The following is a 19,321-nucleotide window of genomic DNA, read 5'->3' as shown; positions in this document are numbered from 1 at the left end:
AAGCCACTAATAGTAATTCATCAAGACGCTCGGCTGGAGTTTTCCAGCCGAGCGTTTTGCGTTGTCGCCCTGTTGAGGTAAATACACACATGCTCCAAGTCCGCTGGACCATAAACAGATAGATCAGCACCCTTGCGGCCTGATGCGGGACTATTGTCTAGCTAGTCCAACTTTTGGAACCCAGTTCAATTGGTGAGGAGTCCTTATGCGTCTGTTCGATTGTCGATTATGTCGGGTAAGCCGGGGACAATGAGATTGTGAATAATTTTAACTTCCTCAGTGAATGGGATTCCGCACCGAAGCCGCCTGTAAAGGTTTCTTCGCGCGGCTTCAGACTGGCCATCGAGGAATCGATGATCGGCAGTTATACACGGGAGACTCTCGAAGCAGTGCTGCATGAAGAGCTTCGTTTACCGTGGCCAAAAAAGGATTATCACCCGAACGATTCCAACTTCAGTAAGCGTGATGTCATCAAGGGCTATACCTCGGGGTGGGAACTCCCGCAGCTAGTTGCTCTGGCTCGACGCGTGGTTGCTGAGCTTGACGTGGAAGAGGTGCTTCGGGCTGACGTCATTGCTCTGCTAAATGAGTACGATCGAGGCGGTGGTGTTGGTGCGCCGACGAAGAACCTCATATTCGCTGCGAATGGTCCCAAACCAGATCTGGTGATTCGTGACGCCGTCAGTAATGACATTGAGATCGTCCGAAATGGCGAGTTCTGCTTGATTTATGATCAACCTGTTCCTGCCGATGGGTTGAAGTTTAGGCAGCTAATTCAGTGGTGGCGTAAGCGCGAGGAACTCCCGGATTCGGTACTTGAGCGGGATGTTGGGATCAATCTTCATCAGCGATTGAGAGCTTCAATCGGAGGCAATCCGGTAGAGCTTTGTGTCTTTGACGCATATGCATCTCGATACAACGGAGACAATTTTGATGTCCCAGTGCTGATCCCACAGGTGTATCTACATTTTGACCCTTCGACGCAACTGGCTCGTCGCGCGGCTGGGCAAAATGGCAGTCCGCTTGCCCGTCAGCGTATGGATTTCCTGATTTTGTTTTCTGATAGGCATCGCGTCGTTATTGAAGTGGATGGAAAACAGCACTATGCCAATGGGGAGATAGCAAGTCCTACGCTATATAGCGACATGGTCGCTGAAGACCGTCGACTTAAGTTGACTGGATACGAGGTCTACCGGTTCGGTGGGGCTGAACTGATGAAACCCAATGCTCCTCAACTGCTCACCGAGTTCTTTGACCAGCTCTCGGAACGCATGCTCTAGGATGTCATTGCCTGCGCGACAGATCTTAAAAGTGACGGCTGACCATTATGGTTCGTCGCTGATGTTGGCGACTCCGGCGCTGTCGATTCATGTCAGCGTGCTATGTACCGTACCTACGGAAACGCCGAGCGCACGAGCGATTTCTCTTATTGACTCACCTTTATCCCGACGTGCCAGAATGATAATTCGCTTATCATCATGAATCACCCGTGAGCGGCCAACAACCTTGCCGTACTTGCGTGCCGCTTCGAGCCCGTTCGTGGTCTTACACACGATGTTGCGCCGACGGCATTCTGCCAAGGCCAATGCCATATCCAAGACGAAGCTTCGTTGGGTGTGTTCACCGGCGGCGATACCTCCTAGTACTTTGACCGCGATGCCGCGCGTGAACAGGTCATTGAGCACGACGGGACCTTCAAGCAGGCTTCCTACCCAGGCGACCAACCTCCTGCGCCGTGAGCATGTCATCAGGCCGTAAGTAGGCGATGACTGCGCTAAGTCCCGGACGATGGTCAAGGGCGAGCTTGCTCTTGACGTTCTCTTCGAAAACTTTGACGCAGATCTTATCTAACGCATCGTGCTAGCATTCTGTTTCTTGCTTCGTTGTGCTGACCCGTACCAATCCGAACAGTGTCACAACAATCTCCGGTCAATAAACCTGTTCCGTTACATCTGTCCGTACTATCAATTGTTAAACGCTCTGCGAGCTGTACGAAGCTGCACCTGGTGTCAATCTCAACACGACGCTTCATCGATGCGGTTGGATCTTCGCCGGCCATTTGACCATGGAGGTTCCATGGCCAGCGAAGGATTCAATATAAGAAGTGTTGTCACCCGTTGGCGGTGCGAACTAAGGTCCTGATGCTCTCGACTGGCAATGCTATTTGGCCGCTAGGTTCTTCTTCGCAGTTTGTTGAAGCAAGGGCGTATGTTGCGGCATTCTTATTGCCTACACCCTGGCCGCTTTTAACTAATGTCTGAAGGGTATCGTTCCAGCTTGGCCAGTCGTTGTTGATGATTGTCTCAAGCGTGTCGTCGACCGCGTGAAGCTCAGGAGACAACGCTCCAATTGGGTAATCGAGCTCGTCCAGGTTGAAGTAGCGTTGGAGAGCACGGTTGTCTCCGACATGGTTGCGCACGGCATGTTTGATGGCCCTCGCGTTCTCTTTGATCTTGTCAGGATTCGTCTCATGCTTTTTCTTCTCGGTCATCCGCGCTTCGCAGCCTGAGTCATTGTCGAAGACGACCATCGTCGGAATTTTTAGTTCACTCAGAATTGCATGGGGGATGTAGAGATGTCCTTTGCCTTGTGCCGCGGCGACAGCAATGCCGTCAGCGGAAAGGTGCTTGGATCGCGCAGCAATGCCTTCGAACACGGCCTTATCGTCATCGCCCTCTACCAGCATCACGGCATCGGCAAAGAGGGCTTCGGATAGGTGCTGATTGCAAACCATATCCCACCGAGCGGTCACGACCTTCGGGTCGACGTAACCCGTCAATCTGGATGCAACCGCATCCAGTTTTGCATGCGAGACCGTGACCTCAGCGTGCTGATCTGGGGCAGCGATGCTTCGCCGAACGCGTCGAATCTCATCGAAGTACCGCGCGTCTACAAAATAGGGTGAGTGCGTTGCGTAGGTGATCTGCAAACCGTTGGCGGGATCACTTGCGAGTGTCCGCAGTACGCTGGAGAATGCACGAGCTTGAGTGGGATGCTGGAAGAGCTCTGGCTCTTCAATGGCTAGGCAAATGACGCTCTCGGAATCTTCGCTGGCGCTCTTGCTGGCAAGCATTTTTAGGCTGGAGATCAATAGGGCACGTTGGAATCCATGTCCTTGCCGGTCGACATCAGTTTGAGTCAACTGGTCCCTGACGGTCACTCGGATTTTCGACATTTGAGGTTTCATTTCGGGCTCTTCGGCCGACAATTGGATCTTGCGACCGGAGGTGAACGCCTCGATTTCATTGCTTAGGTCAGCACCGAGCTTCTCAAGCTGGGAATTGAGATGCTCTTTCGAGATGGCTTCGCGACGAGCTGCTACTTCCTCGGCGAGCTGGGAATACGCTTCGTCGGCAGCTGCTCGGTCAACCGTCTTTTCGAGGATGCGACTAATAATCGTGCCTCTGGCATCCTGACTTTCTTCGTTCGCTCGAAGATCTGCTGTTACCAAGACGAAATCAAAGATTCCAGACAGAACGTTCTGTCCGTTGAATCCAAATAGATGATTTCCACCTGATTCAGACTCTTCAAGGTGCTCAGGATGAGTGCGCTCCCAGTCATCCATGGCGGACTCAACTTTGGGGGCGGAAGTCCACTTAGGTAGATCATGATCCGGGTGAGCATCGAGAACCTTTTGCCAGGCTTCCTTTTTGGGGCCAGCTCCAACAGCATTTCGGACATCTTCGAATGGCGGGAAGGCCAAGGCGTTGCCGGTCATCTTGTCCTGGCCATTGGACCACGTGCGCCAAGCCGTGAAAGTATCTGTGCCCGCTGGAGCATACTTGTCGCCCAGGGCCGCGCGATCTGTGCTAGTCAAAGTGTCAAAGGTGACTCGCACTCGTACTCGCTGTTGGTTGCTTCCCGACCAGACATCCTTCTCGTCAATGACTCCACCGTTGAAGAACCAGTCCAACGCACGAAGCACTGAGCTTTTTCCGGCCCCATTGGGGCCAATAAAAGTCGTGATCTGGCTAAAATCGATGTCGGCTTTGTTTAGGCATCGAAAATTCTCAATACCGACTGACATCACACGCATACATACCGCCTTTGGTCTGTTCCACTGATTCGCTGGCAAGTCTTCCATGGACAAGTGACATTTATGCTGCATGACGCAAGGCAAGACCTCGGCTGCATCTGCAACTGGTGTCTTGCCTTCTCTATATCCAACGGGCTGGTGACCCTAGAGAAGGATCTTCAGCACCGTGTCTCCGAGTTCGCCGCACATCTTGTTGAACTTGACTGCTTCGGCCTTCTTATCGGTTATGGCGGCCCCGTCGTCAATGCCGTGCATCTGACTCAAGTACCTGTCGGTGACTTCTGCTGGCGGCCGACTAGTTCTACGCCGTTAGCGTCTGGAACCCATCTGATCTAGTGTGACCCTTCGGCGTAGCCGGCTGGTGCCAGGGTGCCGCTGCCTTCGACGCTGAAGGATCCCAATGCTCATGTACCGAGCGCATGATACCTGTGTGTCGACTACACAGATAGCTGCTGGTCGGCCTGATGGTCTGACATGTCGAGCTATGCGCTGCGTTCTCACCGACGACGGCCTTCAGATACGCGCTGTGATCCTCGTCGCTGATGTCGTAGTCACCGGCTGCCAACTTTGCATCTAACCAATCACGGCGCTTGTTGGAGCAACGCAACTCTCTGCTCAGCGTCTTGAACCTGGACCCATGCTGGGTGAGGTAGCCTTTAGCAGATAGAATTTCTTTGCGCTCCTTCAACAACGCGCGACCCGCGGTGTACTCGATATCGCGTTCTTCAAGAAGCCCTACGTGCAACCGCAGTTGCTCGCTGACGGCAGGGTCGAGATGGTCGCCGAACTCGTTCAACCAGGCTTTGCTGATGCCGGAAGGAACCTGCGAGTCATCAAAGCGCTGCGCAGTGGACAGCACTTTCCACGCATGCTGCTCTTCGAACTCAGCCATGGCCTCGACTGCGTGCTGTTTGCGTTGATTGGGATGACGCACCATGCGAAGCAGGGACTGTCGCAGGGCATCAGGTGGAGCTTTTTCTTGTCCAACCGAAGGGGCCAGTTCATTCTTTTGAAGCCGAGGGCGTTTTTGCGCTCAGCGCCAACGGCTGCGAGGAACGTAGCATGGCGGTAAGGCAAACATCTTAAAGAAGAGTGACACCGTTGAACTTAGATTTTCAAACTAACCTCGGTGGAGCAGTTCACTCCCTAGAGAGGGACTTTAACGCTCGCATGTGAAATCGCAATGCGTTTGCGGCGAACCCCGCGGCTTCCGCTGTGCCAAAGGCGATATGGAAGTCGGGGTTCGATTCGTACTGAGCCGCTAGACCTCGGATCAGGTCGATGGACTTCGCCGTATCGCCTGTGTGGTTAGGAGTAACAGGAATCTCTTTGAACCACTCCAGATGAACGGCCGCGTGTTCTTGCGCGACGGGGGAGCCCACATCATGTCCTTCTTCCTGGATCTCACGCCAGCAGACGAGAAGGGCGTCGGCTCTGGCCTTCCAATCCTTCTGTTGCTGGAGTGACTTATCGTGCCACCACTGATTCGACGCGTCGAATGCTTCGAGACCCCATCGCTCGACAACCTCAGTCTTGTATCGGTCGTTGAATCCTTTGAGCATGACATCCATGCGAGGTTCGCGGCCCTGTCGACGCATTGACAAGGTGTGTTCCACCGCGTTGATGCGTCGATCCAGGGCAGAGCGTTCACGAGCCAGAAACTCCAAATGTCCAGCGAGTGCTTCGATTTCCACCTCAGGCGTCACGAGCGCATCGAGCACGGTCGCGATGTCAAGCAGTGGCATGCCCGTGTCACGCAACAGCAGGATTCGTTGCAGCCGGGCGACCGCGTCGGGACCATAGTAGCGATAGCCGTTGGACCCAACGCGGTCTGGTTCGAGCAGCCCAATCTGGTGGTAGTGGCGCAGCGTGCGGCCACTGATGCCCGCACGCTGCGCGAGTTGGTGCACGGTCCATTCCAAGGACTGCCTTCTGTTGGTTGACTTCGTTCTCAGTATTCCCGATTGAGACGCAAGCCCAGTTGAGGCGCTGCGACACATAGAACCTCGTCCACTGACGTGCCGATGCTCTGAGCCGCGGTGGTACCCGCGGCATCAAGATACGCTTGTACAAGCCGTGCACCGTCGGCATAGCCCGTACCGGTGCGCAGACCCACTGGCTCTGCGCCCAGGAGACGAGCATTAGCGTCACCATGCACCCAGGCCGTGAAGTTCTGCATTCCGGTGGTGTGCAGGCCGCTCGCGACTTTCGCAAGGACTTCGTCATCATTATGGGTGCTCTCGCTGACGAAGTGCGTATATCCACGGTCACCGTACAGCTCCGCAGCGAACACGTCTGCAAGCCCTTCCGAGATCACCTGTTCGCCTACGGTGACCGTCATCGGATCCCATACGACTCCGCCGGGTGAGTACCGCACATTGTGGTGCAGTACATGAACGGCAATCGCTTCGAGCTGTTCGAGAACCTGGGGCGTGGGCCAGATAGTGATGGTGATGTAGCCGCTGATTCCGCCGAATGCGGACAGCCCCTGGATTTCGTTAACGAAGTGTTTGTTAGCGGGATCGCCCAATACGAGAAGAACTTGCAGATCGGGCACCTCTATGTCCGGCTTGGCTAACCGCAGGGCTGCGGATCCGGACTTGAGCGCCTCGGTGATGCGGTTCCAGGCGTCTGCCTCGACGAGACGTTCGAGGCCCTCCTGAATTGGTTCGGTTGTGCTCTCCCAATCGAAGCCGAAATTCTGGCGGTGTACGGTGGCCAAGTCCACACCTCCGGGAATGAAGTGGTACATCCCGACCAGTGGCGACCACATCTCCCGGACAAGGTCGGCGCGGTCGTCGGGTGTCGCTGTTAGGACTCGGCGCATGCTCGACTCGCTGTCAATCATTGAAATAGTCATAGTAAGAAACCGTAAACCTTGCCGCAACGGCAAGGTCAAATCTGGAAAGTAGCGAACTGCGTATAGAGGTTGGTATATGTGGCAACGTGGTGGAGTTCCGCTTCAACGTCTAATCATTCTTGTCGCGTCTGCCCTCGGTTTCTATTGAAGCCGGGGGCATTCGTGCGTTCTACGGCAACGGCTGCGAGGGATAAAATGCGATGGTGCGGTTTATACCTTGGGGGATGGCTATGCCGTAATATTTAGATTCTCAAACTGATATCTGGCAGCGAGACAAGAAGGAGCCCTGATAGCGAGCGCGATGTCTAACGATCCTTTAAAACTCGACAATGCTGGCGAGTGGGCTGGCCTGTGGTGGCTTCCGGGCGACCCGGAAGAGAAGGTCCCAGGCGTTCTCCGATACGACCCAGACCATGGGCTCTCACTCTCGTTGATCGGCACGTTCGAAGATCGTGTCACGTCCAACCCTGCCTCTGGCGTGACCGCGTTCCACGAGGGGATCCGTACTTGGGATACGATCCATGGGGCAGCCGAGCGGCGCGATGTGACTCTGCTGGGTTGCATCCCGAAGAACAGCAAGAGGACATCAGGTGCGAGGGCGAAGAGCCCCGACAAGCAGATCGTGGCGGCTACGACCGCGATCATCGGTGCGCATGTCAGCGGCGAGGTGGACCCGGTGTTCGCTGGGGCAGAGGTCTCGGTCGAGGATTTGGGTCTCTGGGCGGCGTCTTCCGTGTTCGAAGGAATCCTCGGCGCTCCCGACGGCAAGATCGACGGGACCGGGCGTATCTCGGTGAAGCCCCTCGAAGCGCAGTCGGTCGTTGTCGAAGACACCGAGTATCGCCTTGTGCACACTCACACGTTGCCGCATTTCGACCAGCGCAAGGGTGGCACTGTCGGACGTATGAAAGACACAGTCTCCATTCGCGTCACGCCAGGCGATTCTTTCTCGTTGAGGGCTGCTCTGCAGACGGCGAGCCTGGTGCAGGACCTGATCTCCCTGGCGACGCATCGCGCCGCCGGAGTGATCTGGCTCCGGCTAGAGGTTGCCGGTACCGAGTCACTGCTGCCGAACGGTCGGCCCCTGCCGCGCCGGCGCGCCGATGTGCTCTACTCGCCCGTCGCGCTGGGCGAGCATGACGCAAAGGGCGTCGAGCACCACCGAGTGTTCTTCACCTGCGACTCGCTCCCGTTTGAGGAGGTCCTGCCCCGTTGGTGTGAGACCCATGGCCGCCTGCGGGCAGCGACGAACATGATATTGGGCCTGCGCTACGCGCCGGCCCGCTTCGTCGAGAACAATCTCCTGACTGCAGTCGGTGCCGCCGAGGTTCTGCACCGTAACCTCCGCATCGACGAGAAGCCGTTTCCCAAGGCGGAGTTCGCGGCAATGCGAGAGGCGATGCTGGCGCAGGTCCCTGATGAGCACCGAGACAGGTTCAAAGGGGCCATCCGCAACGATCCGACGCTCCGGGACCGGCTCCACGCCCTCTCCACGCGCCCCGATCAGGAAGCGATCGCGCAGCTTGTGCCGGACGTCGACCACTGGGCAAGGAGGACGACGCGGGCGCGCAATGACCTCGCGCACGAGGGCAGCACGCCGAACCATTCCATCGAGGAGCTGTTCGCCATCGTCGAGGTGACGACCGCGGTCGTGATCCTCAACGTCCTGCACGAGATCGGCCTGCCGGCGGACCGGCAGCGAGAGATCGTGCGGGCGCACCCGCAGCTGAGGGCAACGTTCCGGACCGCGAGCGAGTGGCTGGTTGCGTCGAATCCTGACTCCTGAGTGACCGGATCTCGCGGGTGCTCATCGGAGGGGCAAACCTCTGCCTCGCCTCGTGCTCGCACGGGGCCGTCTTCATGATGAGGCGCAACGGTGGGCACCACATAGCGAAGCGAAACGCTGCAGTCCGACCGCAAGCGACTCGTCCCAAAGTCTGCGCGTCGTCAGATGCTGGTATGTGAGGCGATGTGGTGGAGTTTAGATTTCCGTTCGACCGTCTCGTAGGGACGATCCGGCCTGCGATGTGCGGTTTGCATCGTTCTCACGCGCCTGTTGCAGCATTGCAATACCTCCGGGAAGCGACGCGGGCGTTGCGCGTTGCAGGCCGCATGCGTAAGATAGAAACTACTAAGACCGGTTCCGCCTACCTCGGTAGGCCCAGGGCCGGTCCTCATTTTTATCAGGCGGTGTTCATCGTCGAAGACGTCAAGAGCTACAAACATTACACCGAGCAAGTGGAGATCCTAGCGGATCGCGGCATGGATATGGGAGACCAAGAGTCAGCTGTCGCGACGCTTCGGCGAGTAAATTACTACCGGCTGAGCGGCTACTGGTACCCGTTCAGAAGGCAGACTCCCAATGGCCGTCACGATGACTTTTACACCGGCACGCGCTTCGGCGATGTCGTCGCACTATACGAGTTCGATGCGCGCCTTCGCGCCGCCACGTTTGCAGCGCTGGCTCCGATAGAGCTGGCCATCCGTGCGCTACTCGGGCATGAGCTCGGGCGCATTGATCCCTGCGCTCATTTGCAATCTTCACTGCTAGGCCCCACGGCGCGCAGCGGCGGCGGGTACGCAAAATGGGTGAAGCGTTACGAGGACGAGCTGAACCGGTCGCGTGAGGACTTCGTGGAGCACCACCACAAGAAATACGGCGGGAAGCTGCCGGTATGGGCAGCAACTGATCTGCTGGATTGGGGGAGCCTGACGTACCTCTATGGCTTCGCCCCTCGCCGCGTCCAAGACGTCGTTGCTGATGCATGTGGGCTCAGTGCGCCCCAGCTAACTAGTTGGCTCAAGTCGCTCAATCTCGTGCGAAATACGTGTGGCCATCACGGACGTCTGTTCAACCGCGTCCACACGATTACGCCCAAGCTCCCTAAGGTTAGTCGCCACCCTGACCTCGATGCCGTCTGCGCGGACTGGAGTCGCACGTTCGGTCAACTCACGCTGGTGCAGTTCCTATCTGACAGGTTGGGCACTGGTCGCAGCAGACTTCTCCCTGCGGTGGTGGCGAGCTTTCCGGTGGTCCAGATTGTCCCGATAATGCACATGGGCGTCCCCGACGGCTGGCAGGACAACAGCCCGCTCTGGGCCTGAGCGTGCGTTGCAGTCAGAGGTTGGTATGTACCGGAAGCCGGGTGTTTTCCGGCTTCCGGTGAACTTGCGGGCCGGTGGCTGATAACCGCTAACTGCGAGCGGATTTCACAGGTAGGGGCGTGTGATTAGCTCGAGGTAGTGGCCTGAGGGATCGAGCAGATAGACGCCGCGACCGCCGTGCTCATTGTTGATCTCGCCGGGTCGGGATCGCTGAGGGTCGGCCCAGAGCTCCTGCCGCCGGTCGACGATCTTCGCGTATGCGCGATCGAAATGCGCGTCATCGAGCAGGTAGGCGTAGTGCTGCGGCGGGAACTCCATCGGTGGGCTTGCGAACTGCAGCAGGACGCCATCGGCGATTTTGATGTTGACGAACGGACCCCAGGCCGGAGCTTCGTCCGCTTCGAGCAGGTCTCGATAGAACCTGGCCATATCGGCAGGGTCCGTTGAGGCGATGATCGTGTGATTGAAGCGCGCTGTCATGATTCTCCTGGTGGTGGCGTGAGTGAGCTCCGCTGACCTCACGCAAGGATGGACACGAATCAGGGAACAACCAGAGAGCCGTTCCCGGTGCGTCCGACTTGGGCCTGACTTGTCATCATCGCGGAGAGCCTACCTCCCCGTTGGATGGAGGTCAATCATCATTTGTTCTGACCAGAGCGCAGAAGTTGTTCGGTGCCCGAACTGGGTTGAATTCCGCTTCAACGTCTGACGCACAAGTTCTGGATAATTGCCTGCAGATCTTGCAGGGTCTAAACTGTTGGCGTCTGGGGTGTAGACATCGAGCTGATCGCGGGCGACAAGGCTGGCGATTAGTAGCGTTTGTACAAGAGGAGCATTCCACTGGCTGACGTACTGTTCGATGAGCACCTGCGCAGATCGAGAGGAGAACGATCGAGATGGCCAAGACCCTGAAGGACTTCGTCGCCAAGCACCCCGTGGACCGGGAGCTCGTTGAAGCGCACAAGGAGCGGATGCTCGCCGAGGTGCGTGCGTACCGCCTCCGCGAGTTGCGCGAAGGGGCGGGCCTGACCCAGGCCCAGCTCGCCGAGCGCATCGGCGTGGGCCAGCGCCAAGTCTCCAAGATCGAGCATGGCGACCTCGACAGCGCGAAGATCGGCACGATCCGCAGCTACCTCGAGGCAGTCGGTGGCGGGCTGGCAATCGAGTTCGTGGTCGGCGACCAGCGCGTCCGGGTGGCCTGAGCCCAGACGTTTGCCAACCGTGGCGACGTGGTGGAGTGCCGCTTCAACGCCTAAAACTCCTGACTAGAATGAATTTATCCTTCTTGAGATCGGTGTAGTTTCGTTGAAGCTGTAGCCGACTTGTCGCAGCCGTCGCGAACGTGTTGATTTCGATGGTGGGCCCATCGGAGGCCTAGCAATCGTCCCTCGATCCGGCGGCCATCGGAGTTCGGGGTCGGTTTCGTTGAGCCTAACGTTCGAGCAGCCTGTGGTTGGCGACAAAGGACACCAGGGGCGAGAGCGAAGCTAACCGGACTCCGTTGAAGACACGGTTGGCTTCGCTCTCGCGTGCCCGAACTCAGACGGTCAGAACGATTTTCCCTGCGACGTGTCCGCTCTCGCCGAGTTCGTGGGCGCGGTGCCCATCTCTCAGAGGGAAGGTAGCTGCGATCACGGGGCGGACAGCCCCGTCGTGGAGGAGTTCGGCGATCGCCTGCATGCCCGCTTGGTCGCCTTCTACGAGCATCATCTCGTGGCGGGCACCGATGGCGCTGGCTTCGGCAGAATGGTCAGTGGTGGTGTTCAATGCGATGGAGACGATGGTGCCGCCGGCTCGGAGGGTTCGCAGGGAGCGAGGAACGTAGTCGCCGCCGATTGTGTCCAGTACTACGTCAATGTCTTGTGCGGCTGCCGAGAAGTCATCTTTGGTGTAATCGATGACTTCGTCTGCTCCCAGCGACGTGACCAGTTCATGGTTCTTGGAACTCGCCGTCCCGATCACATATGCACCCTTGGCTTTGGCGATCTGCACGGCGAAGTGACCAACTCCACCAGCGGCCGCATGGATGAGAACTCGCTGTCCCGGTTGCACGTCGGCGACATTGACGAGCGCCTGCCACGCGGTCAACGCTGCGAGTGGCACGGCAGAAGCTGCTTCATGATCGATGTTCGCCGGCTTCCGGGTCAAGTGCCGCGCAGGGGAAACGACGAACTCGGCCGCGGCTCCGTGCCCCTGCGGGTAAGGGAGCATTCCGAACACCTCATCACCCGCCTTGTGGATGGAGACACCGAGGCCGACCTCCTCGACGACGCCCGACACATCCCAGCCGAGCACTTTCGATCCGTCCCCTAGGAATCCGGGGATACGCCGGTGCACCCAGTCTGTCGGGCTCAGTCCCGTCGCGCGGACCCGGACGAGGACTTCGGCTGGTCCAGGGGTCGGGCGCGGCTGTTCAGTCAAGTGGAGTACTTCTGGCCCGCCGAGAATGTTCTGGGTGAGCGCTTGCATGGTGTGATCTGTCATGGTTCCAATTCTGGTCTCCTCGCGTCGCCCTGACGAGTGGCCCGCTGGCCATTATGTGGGAGGATTGGGCCATGCATCGTGTTGTAGTTCTCGCATCCCAAGGAGTGCTTCCCTTCGAGCTGAGTATCGCGACGCGGCTGTTCGGTTCCGCGCTCGACGAGAATGGTGAGCCTCTGTATGAGGTGATCACCTGCTCACCAGATGGGCACCCGGTCCGCACGGCCGCAGACTTCACGATCACGGTGACGCACGACGCGTCCGCTCTCGCGACCGCGGACACTATCGTCATCCCCGCGGGGGAACACCACGCGAACATCACCGGGCCGGAGCAGCTCCCAGAGGACCTCGCTGCCGCCGTCGCGCTCGTCCCGCCCGCTGCGCGCATCGTTGCCATTTGCCTGGCGTCGTATGTGCTCGCTGCGGCGGGTCTACTCGAAGGGTGTCGCGCCACAACGCATTGGAAGAGAACTGAGCATTTCATCGCTTCCTACCCGGCCATCGAGGTAGAAGTTGATGTGCTCTATGTGCAAAGTGGACGGATCTTCACGTCCGCCGGAGCCGCGGCCGGCATCGACCTGTGCCTGCAGCTGATCCGCATCGACCACGGCAGCCGGGTTGCGAACGATGTTGCACGACGCTGCGTCATTCCGCCCTGGCGTGACGGTGGACAGGCGCAGTACGTGGAAAGACCTGTGCCCCATTCTGACGACTCGAGCACCTCTGGGACCCGAACGTTTGCACTCCGACACCTTCAGCGTCCGCTACCCGTCGCCGAGCTGGCCGAACACGCCGGAATGAGTCGCCGGACCTTCACCCGACGATTCCGCGCGGAAGTCGGACAAAGCGTCGGGGAGTGGCTCACCCGACAACGAATCGAACTCGCGAGAGCGCTCCTTGAGACCACAACGCTCCCCATTGATCAGGTCGCAGAGCAAGCCGGATTCGGAAGCGCCTTCACGCTCCGTGACCACTTCCGCGCTTCTCTTGGCACGTCTCCTAGCCAATATCGGAACAGTTTCCACGAATAGCAACAGGGCCCGGCATGCCAGTCTCGCCCCGGAGCAGCAAGCGACGAGGGATAGAAATATCGGAACCCGGATTCTGCGCCTTGGCCACCGGCGAGAGGTCTATCGATGAGGGACAGTATGGCTCAGAGTCAGAGGTTATTCCGTACCGTAATGCGGTGGAGTTCCGCTTCAATATCTAAGCTTGGCAAGCGCTCGGTCTTCTTCGGCATCGTCGAGCCCGCCTGAGGCGAACGATTATGGTGTTGTTCGTAGGCATAAACGTCGGGCGAATCATTAAACTTGAGCCGGGCTATTGTGTCATGCAGGAGGGCCCGAGGCATGGCGATCGTGACGCAGTCGCGCTAGCCCGGTTCCATGATCCACAGCGGCAGCGTAGCAGGCTCTATCCATGAATTGATGCCAAGAACTGAGCGCCATCCGGCAGGCATGAATCGGATCAATCCCGAGGGCACAATCGTCGAGGAAGACTCAGTGAATTGCGATCATCGCAGCTAGACCGGATTGGGCCTGTTGGCCCCATCGAATACGAGACCATCTAGGATCTGGCCGTGACCCTCGCGGTCCGGCACCCCACCGCCGCCTAATCTTCTTGCAACCCTCAGACGGGTGGCTGAGGTGATCGCGAGGCAATTTGCTCCGCTCAGAAACGCCACCTATCCTGAGCGAGGTATTCAGAAACATCTATAGGTGGGAGGTATCGCAAGTGAGAAAAATTTCACGGGTTGCCATGCAACGCGTGGCGCTATACCTCGGCATCTCCGTTTTTGGCATGGGCCTGCTGATTGGAGCGTATTGCCTGATATCGGGTAGGTCGCCGGTAGAAGTTCTTGAAAACCTGTGGGTCGCATTGTTATTCGCTTTCTTTGTGGCCGTAGCCACCGCGTTGCGCGACCAGCGGAAAGACGAAGCACCGCGTTCCAAGGGAACGAATCGCAAGTGAGGTGGGGGCCTTCTTTTTGTTCCGTCTGGGCAGCTCAGGCCAGTCGCTGCTGGGCATGCTGAGCGAGGTCTCCGGGGGAGAGTCAGACGAGGACATCCGTGAGGCGAATGCACTGTGCAGATTCGTTGTGCCCGACCGCGAGAGCTACAGCTAGTGCCCACTTTTCCAATGGCGTACGTGCCAGAACGCGGCTGTATTCAGGTTTAACGTCTAGCGTTATTGACGCACTCCGTTATATACTGGAACTGTGATCAGATCGTTTGGCAGCAAGGATACCGAGCGTCTGTGGCTTCGTGAGCGCGTGCCGTCCATTGATCCTCGGATACTCCGGGTGGCGCTGCGCAAGCTCCGCCAGGTGGGGTCAGCGACGAACCTGGATGACTTGCGAAGTCCGCCGGGCAATCGGCTCGAAGCCTTGAAAGGCGACCGGGCCGGCCAGCACAGCATACGTGTTAATGACCAATGGCGGATCTGCTTCAAATGGACAGACGCCGGACCAGAGGAGGTGGAGATCGTTGACTACCACTGAGAAGATGCAGCCCATCCACCCGGGCGAGGTCCTCATGGAGGACTTCATCGAGGGATTCGGGATCACGCAGAACAAGCTCGCTGTGTCGATCGGAGTGCCGCTGCGGCGCATCAACGAGATCGTGCACGGCAAGCGTGGGATCTCGGCGGACACCGCGCTGCGGCTCGCGAAGTACTTCGGCACATCGGCCGAGTTCTGGCTCAACCTGCAGAGCCACTATGAGCTCGATCGCGCAGAGGATATCGCAGGGGAGCAGATCGCTTCGATCACGCCGCTGAAGGTGGCATGAACGGTGGAGTGCGGGTCGCAGGCCCCGATCGACACATGCCAAATGATGTCGCGCTCCTGCTCGTCACGGTTTCCCAGTAGTTCGGGCAACCGGAATCCAACGCCGAGCTGCGTTTCACCGTTGTCGGCCGAGCAGTGCACGGTTCAGGCCTCGGTACCTCGATGCGCAGGGTTATCGATGACTCCGCCCACCACGGGGCCTGCTTCCTGGAAGTGAAGACGCTCGCAGCCTCTCATCGGGATGCCGGATTCACGCGTACACGCGCTTTCTCCGCGAAGTGGGGGATTTTTGCCGCTGGTGGAGGCTGAACTATGGGGTGAAGCCGGTTTCTTGGGAAGCAGCTGCTTCCTGAGAATCCGGGCGTAAAGAATTGCCGGCTCGTGATCTGAACGAGTGCGGGCAAGGGAGCGGACCGACGAGGTGGACTCTGACACTCGTCAACGGCTTGTCGCCCAGAAAGCCTTGCGCCTATGTCGAGCGAGCCCGTCGAGAAGATTTGGCCCACAGTATTTCTGTCGGAATGCGATTTCGCGAGAGGTTGCTCCGTGCTAGAACCCGGTGGAGCTAAGCTTCAACGTGTAAAAATTCATTGAAAAGTGCTTGTAGGCCCGCGGGCTGAGGACGGCTTTTATACCCGGCGTGGTGATGCCGCCGCGAGAACCATTTCCAACGATACTTCTCTGGCAGGAGCCGGCTAGAACTTGCCTACGTGAGGCTGTCTCGCAGCGACATCAGGTGAGCGCGGCTGCGCTGAGCGGCCGCGGCCGCGTCTCGATCGAAGATCGCGTCGGCGAGCCCACCGTGAAGGTCCTGGTCCGCCGTGTGCCCAAATGTCTTGCGGATTCGCAGCATTTCGATCATCGCCTCGCGAAGCCGCGGGGTGAAGCTGTCGAACAGATCCAGAAGTATTGGATTGTGCGCTGCGGCCACGATCGCGCGGTGGAACGCGGTGTCGGCATCGACGTGGCTCTCGATTTCATCGCGGTATTCGGCGCGGGCGGAGAGGGCCTGCCGGATCGCACGGACATTCGCCGGGGTCCGGCGTGCGGCTGCGAGCGAGGCGGCTTCCGTTTCGATGGCGATACGTGCCTCGATGACCGAGATGATGCCGGCGCGACGCAAGACGATATCCCAGTCTTCCGAGACATCCAGGGCTGTGATGAAGACACCCGATCCCTGCCGGGAGGCCAGGACTCCGCGCCCTGCCAGCTGGCGAATGGCCTCGCGCAGTGTGGATCGTCCGACGCCGAGCTGGGGAGCAAGCGTGGTCTCGCCCGGGAGTTTTTCTCCCAGCGCCCATTCGCCCGACCGGATGCGTTCGAGTAGCAGATCCGCTGCCTGATCCGCCAACGGTGTTCGAGTCACTTGTGCCACGTAATCGCCTTCCAACTCATCAGCTTGTCTGAGGAGTTGTGTTACAGTCTATCCATGTTCTTCGAAAATTTCCTTCTACTTCGCCGCCACGGCGGGGCGTAGCCAGACCGGCTCCCCGTCGTGGAGGCGAATGCTGTGCCGGTCGCAATTCTTGGACTGAAGGAAACAAAAATGACAAAGACATCATTTCCCCATATCTCGACTCCGGCAGGCTCCGTGCCGGATAATGCACCGAGCTGGAACCAGCAGCGATACTCACAGATGCCCTCGCACCGCTACTCCAACGTCTACTCTCGAGTCGACGTGCCACTGGCCGCACGCGACTGGCCGTCGAAGCAGCTTACCGAGGCTCCGCAGTGGGTTCCGGTTGACTTGCGCGATGGCAACCAAGCGCTCGCTGAGCCGATGGACCCGGCACGCAAGCGCCGCTTCTTCGAGCTCATGGTCGCCATGGGCTACAAGGAGATCGAGGTCGGCTACCCTTCGGCATCACAGACCGACTACGACTTCGTGCGGCTGATCGCGGAAACCGGCATCGCCCCGAATGACGTGACGATCGTCGTATTCACCCCAGCTCGACGAGAGCTCATCGAGCGGACGGTTGCCTCGCTCAAGGGGATTTCCAACCCGGTCGTGATCCACATGTATACGGCGACCGCCCCAACGTGGCGCAACCTGGTGCTCGGATACGAGCGGGAAGCGCTCAAAGAACTGATTTTGGCCGGTGGACGTGATGTGCTCGAATTTGCGGGGGACATGCCGAACGTACGCTTCGAATTTTCCCCAGAGGTTTTTAATCTGACCGAACCGGACTATGTACTCGACATCTGCAACAGCATGACAGAGCTGTGGGATGCGAGGCCTGAGCGTCCGGTGATTCTCAATCTTCCGGCCACCGTCGAAATCGCAACTCCAAACGTGTATGCCGACCAGATCGAATACATGCACAAAAATCTTGCACGCCGGGATTCCGTCATCCTGTCGGTGCATCCGCATAATGACCGCGGTACCGGGATCGCCTGCGCCGAGCTTGCGGTCCTCGCCGGAGCTCAACGCGTCGAGGGGTGCATCTTTGGAAACGGCGAACGCACCGGAAACGTCGACATCGCGACACTGGCGCTGAATCTCCATGCCCAAGGCATCGACCCGATGATCGATTTTTCCGACATCGATGAGATCCGTCGAACGGTGGAGTATTGCAATCGTCTGGAGGTGCACCCGCGCCAACCCTACGTCGGGGACCTCGTGCACACCGCCTTCAGCGGCACCCACCAGGATGCGATCAAAAAGGGGTTTATCGCTCATCGCGTTCAGGCAAGCGCCGAACAGCTTCCGGAACACGATATTCCCTGGAACGTCCCTTACCTGCCGATCGACCCGGCCGATTTAGGGCGAAATTATGCTGCCGTGATACGCGTGAACTCCCAATCGGGCAAGGGCGGAATCGCATATCTGCTCGAAGCTGAGTACGGGATTGAGTTGCCACTGCGCCTGCAGATTGACTTCGCCCGCCACGTGCAGCGGCATACGGACTCCACCGGCAGCGAAGCCAGTGCAGCCGGACTGTGGAGTGTCTTTCAGCAGGTCTATCTGCATCAGGGCTCATCGGCCGAGCGCCTCGCGTTGCACAGCTATCAGGTTGTAGATATGGATGGAGCCGCTCGTGTAGAGGTTGTGCTCGACGTTTCCGGGCAGCAACACAGCAGCTGGCATGATGGTGTTGGGCCGGTTGAGGCTTTGACTTCCGCACTGGAGATTCACGGCATCGCAGTTGACGTCCTCAGCTTGCACCAGACCAGCGTGGGTGCAAGCAATGACAGCGAGGCATTAACTCTGCTTGAATGCCGAACCGATGACGGCATTTTCTGGACCGCCGGACGTGGGCGTTCGGTGTTGGCGGCGAGTATGTCGGCTGTTATGTCAGCGGCCAATCGGGTGACCGCCCAGAGGCAGTCGGCTACATCGGGGGTTATTGGCCTGCCGTAGTCTTCCCGTTCGAGAAGCTGCCAGGTTTCCGACAGAGCACGCCTGGCGGTGGTTTCGTGTGGCGACGTGGTGATTTCAGGTTCAATGCCGTGGTCCCTGAGCTACGCTAAACCTTTGCGATGGCCGCCATGAACAAGTGTTCGTGGCGGTCATGCGCATTTCCGAGCGGTTGCCACCTTGGTGCAGCAATCAGATTTTGTGCACAACCAACCAGCGGCGAAAATTGTGTTCGTAATTCCCTTAGAAAAGCGGCCATGGAACTGCTGGCATCTCACCGCTCGGTGCCGGAAACTGTCCTGCCGAGCTCAACTTGGCGCAGCGTGCGGCGAGTGATGCAAGTTCTTCGCCGCTGAGCAACTCCGCCAGGCTTTGGCCCAGTTCACCGTGCAGCCCTTCGCTGACACGATTTATGCCCTCTTCTTCGTCGGCGTTTAGCGTATCTCCCCGCCATCCCCACAGCACCGTGCGCAGCTTGTGGTCCCGGTGAAAGGTGAGCCCGTGGTCCACACCGTGCCGGTGGCCGCCGGCCAGGGCAAGGATATGGTCGCCCTTGCGGTCGGCGTTGTTGACGATGACGTCGAACACCGCCATGCGTCGCAGAGCCGGGGTGTCTTCGTGAACGAGGGAGACCGCTCGTCCACTCTCATCTTGTCCCTGGAGCACCTGTTTCCAACCAGTTGCCGGTTCATG

At 58.5% G+C, this 19,321-nt stretch carries 20 protein-coding genes and 1 pseudogene; 10 read left to right on the top strand and 11 right to left on the bottom strand.

All coding sequences use genetic code 11. From position 1 onward, the window contains the following. Window positions 1-134 (bottom strand): annotated as a pseudogene (locus tag ACT3TP_RS17575) (IS30 family transposase); the annotation flags it as partial. A 123-nt stretch (window positions 135-257) separates the two neighbouring features. Between ACT3TP_RS17575 and ACT3TP_RS17570 the strand changes: the two are divergent. Beyond that, on the top strand, window positions 258-1,280 hold the full coding sequence (locus tag ACT3TP_RS17570) for a hypothetical protein (protein WP_444621190.1): 1,023 nt from the start codon (window positions 258-260) through the stop codon (window positions 1,278-1,280). 87 nt (window positions 1,281-1,367) lie between these two features. Here the strand turns inward: ACT3TP_RS17570 and ACT3TP_RS17565 are convergent, their stop codons facing one another. From ACT3TP_RS17565 to ACT3TP_RS17540, 6 genes are all read right to left on the bottom strand, one after another. Then, complete coding sequence (locus ACT3TP_RS17565) at window positions 1,368-1,685, bottom strand: sigma factor-like helix-turn-helix DNA-binding protein (RefSeq protein ID WP_217990436.1); 318 nt, start codon at window positions 1,683-1,685, stop codon at window positions 1,368-1,370. A gap of 10 nt (window positions 1,686-1,695) precedes the next feature. Next, window positions 1,696-1,842 carry a hypothetical protein gene (locus ACT3TP_RS17560; protein ID WP_141393616.1) on the bottom strand — a complete coding sequence of 49 codons (147 nt, stop codon included), beginning with the start codon at window positions 1,840-1,842 and terminating at the stop codon, window positions 1,696-1,698. 268 nt (window positions 1,843-2,110) lie between these two features. Further along, complete coding sequence (locus ACT3TP_RS17555; protein WP_444617194.1) at window positions 2,111-4,084, bottom strand: ATP-dependent nuclease; 1,974 nt, start codon at window positions 4,082-4,084, stop codon at window positions 2,111-2,113. A gap of 253 nt (window positions 4,085-4,337) precedes the next feature. After that, window positions 4,338-4,973, bottom strand: coding sequence for a hypothetical protein (locus tag ACT3TP_RS17550; protein WP_176484300.1), 636 nt, complete (start codon window positions 4,971-4,973; stop codon window positions 4,338-4,340). 202 nt (window positions 4,974-5,175) lie between these two features. Further along, complete coding sequence (locus ACT3TP_RS17545; protein ID WP_217990435.1) at window positions 5,176-5,958, bottom strand: MerR family transcriptional regulator; 783 nt, start codon at window positions 5,956-5,958, stop codon at window positions 5,176-5,178. A 29-nt stretch (window positions 5,959-5,987) separates the two neighbouring features. Next, complete coding sequence (locus tag ACT3TP_RS17540; RefSeq protein ID WP_444621189.1) at window positions 5,988-6,884, bottom strand: DUF2268 domain-containing protein; 897 nt, start codon at window positions 6,882-6,884, stop codon at window positions 5,988-5,990. Window positions 6,885-7,197: 313 nt separating this feature from the next. On the opposite strand from ACT3TP_RS17540, the gene ACT3TP_RS17535 reads away from it, so the two are divergent. Both ACT3TP_RS17535 and ACT3TP_RS17530 read left to right on the top strand, forming a co-directional pair. Next, on the top strand, window positions 7,198-8,682 hold the full coding sequence (locus ACT3TP_RS17535) for an ApeA N-terminal domain 1-containing protein (protein ID WP_096288921.1): 1,485 nt from the start codon (window positions 7,198-7,200) through the stop codon (window positions 8,680-8,682). 326 nt (window positions 8,683-9,008) lie between these two features. Next, window positions 9,009-10,001 carry an Abi family protein gene (locus ACT3TP_RS17530; protein ID WP_444617173.1) on the top strand — a complete coding sequence of 331 codons (993 nt, stop codon included), beginning with the start codon at window positions 9,009-9,011 and terminating at the stop codon, window positions 9,999-10,001. Between the two features lie 105 nt (window positions 10,002-10,106). On the opposite strand, the gene ACT3TP_RS17525 is transcribed toward ACT3TP_RS17530, so the two are convergent. After that, a complete protein-coding gene (locus tag ACT3TP_RS17525; protein WP_096288919.1) occupies window positions 10,107-10,481 on the bottom strand; it encodes a VOC family protein in 375 nt (124 codons plus the stop codon). A gap of 416 nt (window positions 10,482-10,897) precedes the next feature. Here ACT3TP_RS17525 and ACT3TP_RS17520 point away from each other — a divergent pair, with 416 nt between their 5' ends. Further along, entirely contained in the window at window positions 10,898-11,203 is a 306-nt protein-coding gene (locus ACT3TP_RS17520; protein WP_096288917.1) for a helix-turn-helix domain-containing protein, read from the top strand. A 337-nt stretch (window positions 11,204-11,540) separates the two neighbouring features. Here ACT3TP_RS17520 and ACT3TP_RS17515 read toward each other — a convergent pair whose 3' ends face one another. Further along, a complete protein-coding gene (locus ACT3TP_RS17515) occupies window positions 11,541-12,485 on the bottom strand; it encodes an NADP-dependent oxidoreductase (protein WP_217990434.1) in 945 nt (314 codons plus the stop codon). 71 nt (window positions 12,486-12,556) lie between these two features. Here ACT3TP_RS17515 and ACT3TP_RS17510 point away from each other — a divergent pair, with 71 nt between their 5' ends. The 5 genes from ACT3TP_RS17510 to ACT3TP_RS17490 all read left to right on the top strand — a co-directional run bounded on the left by ACT3TP_RS17510 (window position 12,557) and on the right by ACT3TP_RS17490 (window position 15,271). Further along, a complete protein-coding gene (locus ACT3TP_RS17510; protein ID WP_096288915.1) occupies window positions 12,557-13,513 on the top strand; it encodes a GlxA family transcriptional regulator in 957 nt (318 codons plus the stop codon). 703 nt (window positions 13,514-14,216) lie between these two features. Next, window positions 14,217-14,453: a dicarboxylate/amino acid:cation symporter gene (locus ACT3TP_RS17505; RefSeq protein WP_141393613.1), complete on the top strand. Its 237-nt coding sequence runs from the start codon at window positions 14,217-14,219 to the stop codon at window positions 14,451-14,453. Between the two features lies 1 nt (window position 14,454). Then, window positions 14,455-14,607: a hypothetical protein gene (locus ACT3TP_RS17500; RefSeq protein ID WP_444621188.1), complete on the top strand. Its 153-nt coding sequence runs from the start codon at window positions 14,455-14,457 to the stop codon at window positions 14,605-14,607. Window positions 14,608-14,700: 93 nt separating this feature from the next. Further along, on the top strand, window positions 14,701-14,982 hold the full coding sequence (locus ACT3TP_RS17495; RefSeq protein WP_096288909.1) for a type II toxin-antitoxin system RelE/ParE family toxin: 282 nt from the start codon (window positions 14,701-14,703) through the stop codon (window positions 14,980-14,982). After that, window positions 14,969-15,271: a HigA family addiction module antitoxin gene (locus ACT3TP_RS17490; RefSeq protein ID WP_444621187.1), complete on the top strand. Its 303-nt coding sequence runs from the start codon at window positions 14,969-14,971 to the stop codon at window positions 15,269-15,271. Before ACT3TP_RS17495 ends, ACT3TP_RS17490 begins: the two co-directional genes overlap by 14 nt. 705 nt (window positions 15,272-15,976) lie before the next feature. Here ACT3TP_RS17490 and ACT3TP_RS17485 read toward each other — a convergent pair. After that, on the bottom strand, window positions 15,977-16,645 hold the full coding sequence (locus ACT3TP_RS17485; protein WP_444621186.1) for a FadR/GntR family transcriptional regulator: 669 nt from the start codon (window positions 16,643-16,645) through the stop codon (window positions 15,977-15,979). Between the two features lie 171 nt (window positions 16,646-16,816). Between ACT3TP_RS17485 and ACT3TP_RS17480 the strand changes: the two genes are divergently transcribed. After that, complete coding sequence (locus ACT3TP_RS17480; protein ID WP_444621185.1) at window positions 16,817-18,631, top strand: 2-isopropylmalate synthase; 1,815 nt, start codon at window positions 16,817-16,819, stop codon at window positions 18,629-18,631. Window positions 18,632-18,871: 240 nt separating this feature from the next. On the opposite strand, the gene ACT3TP_RS17475 is transcribed toward ACT3TP_RS17480, so the two are convergent. Next, window positions 18,872-19,321: SCO1664 family protein (locus tag ACT3TP_RS17475; protein WP_444621184.1), on the bottom strand; the 450-nt coding region annotated here is incomplete at its 5' end.

The sequence above is a fragment of the Glutamicibacter sp. AOP38-B1-38 genome, assembly GCF_052377485.1.
GTDB lineage: Bacteria > Actinomycetota > Actinomycetes > Actinomycetales > Micrococcaceae > Glutamicibacter.
The sequence above is the reverse complement of the archived record's forward strand: the minus strand, read 5'-3'. Positions and strand labels throughout refer to the sequence as shown.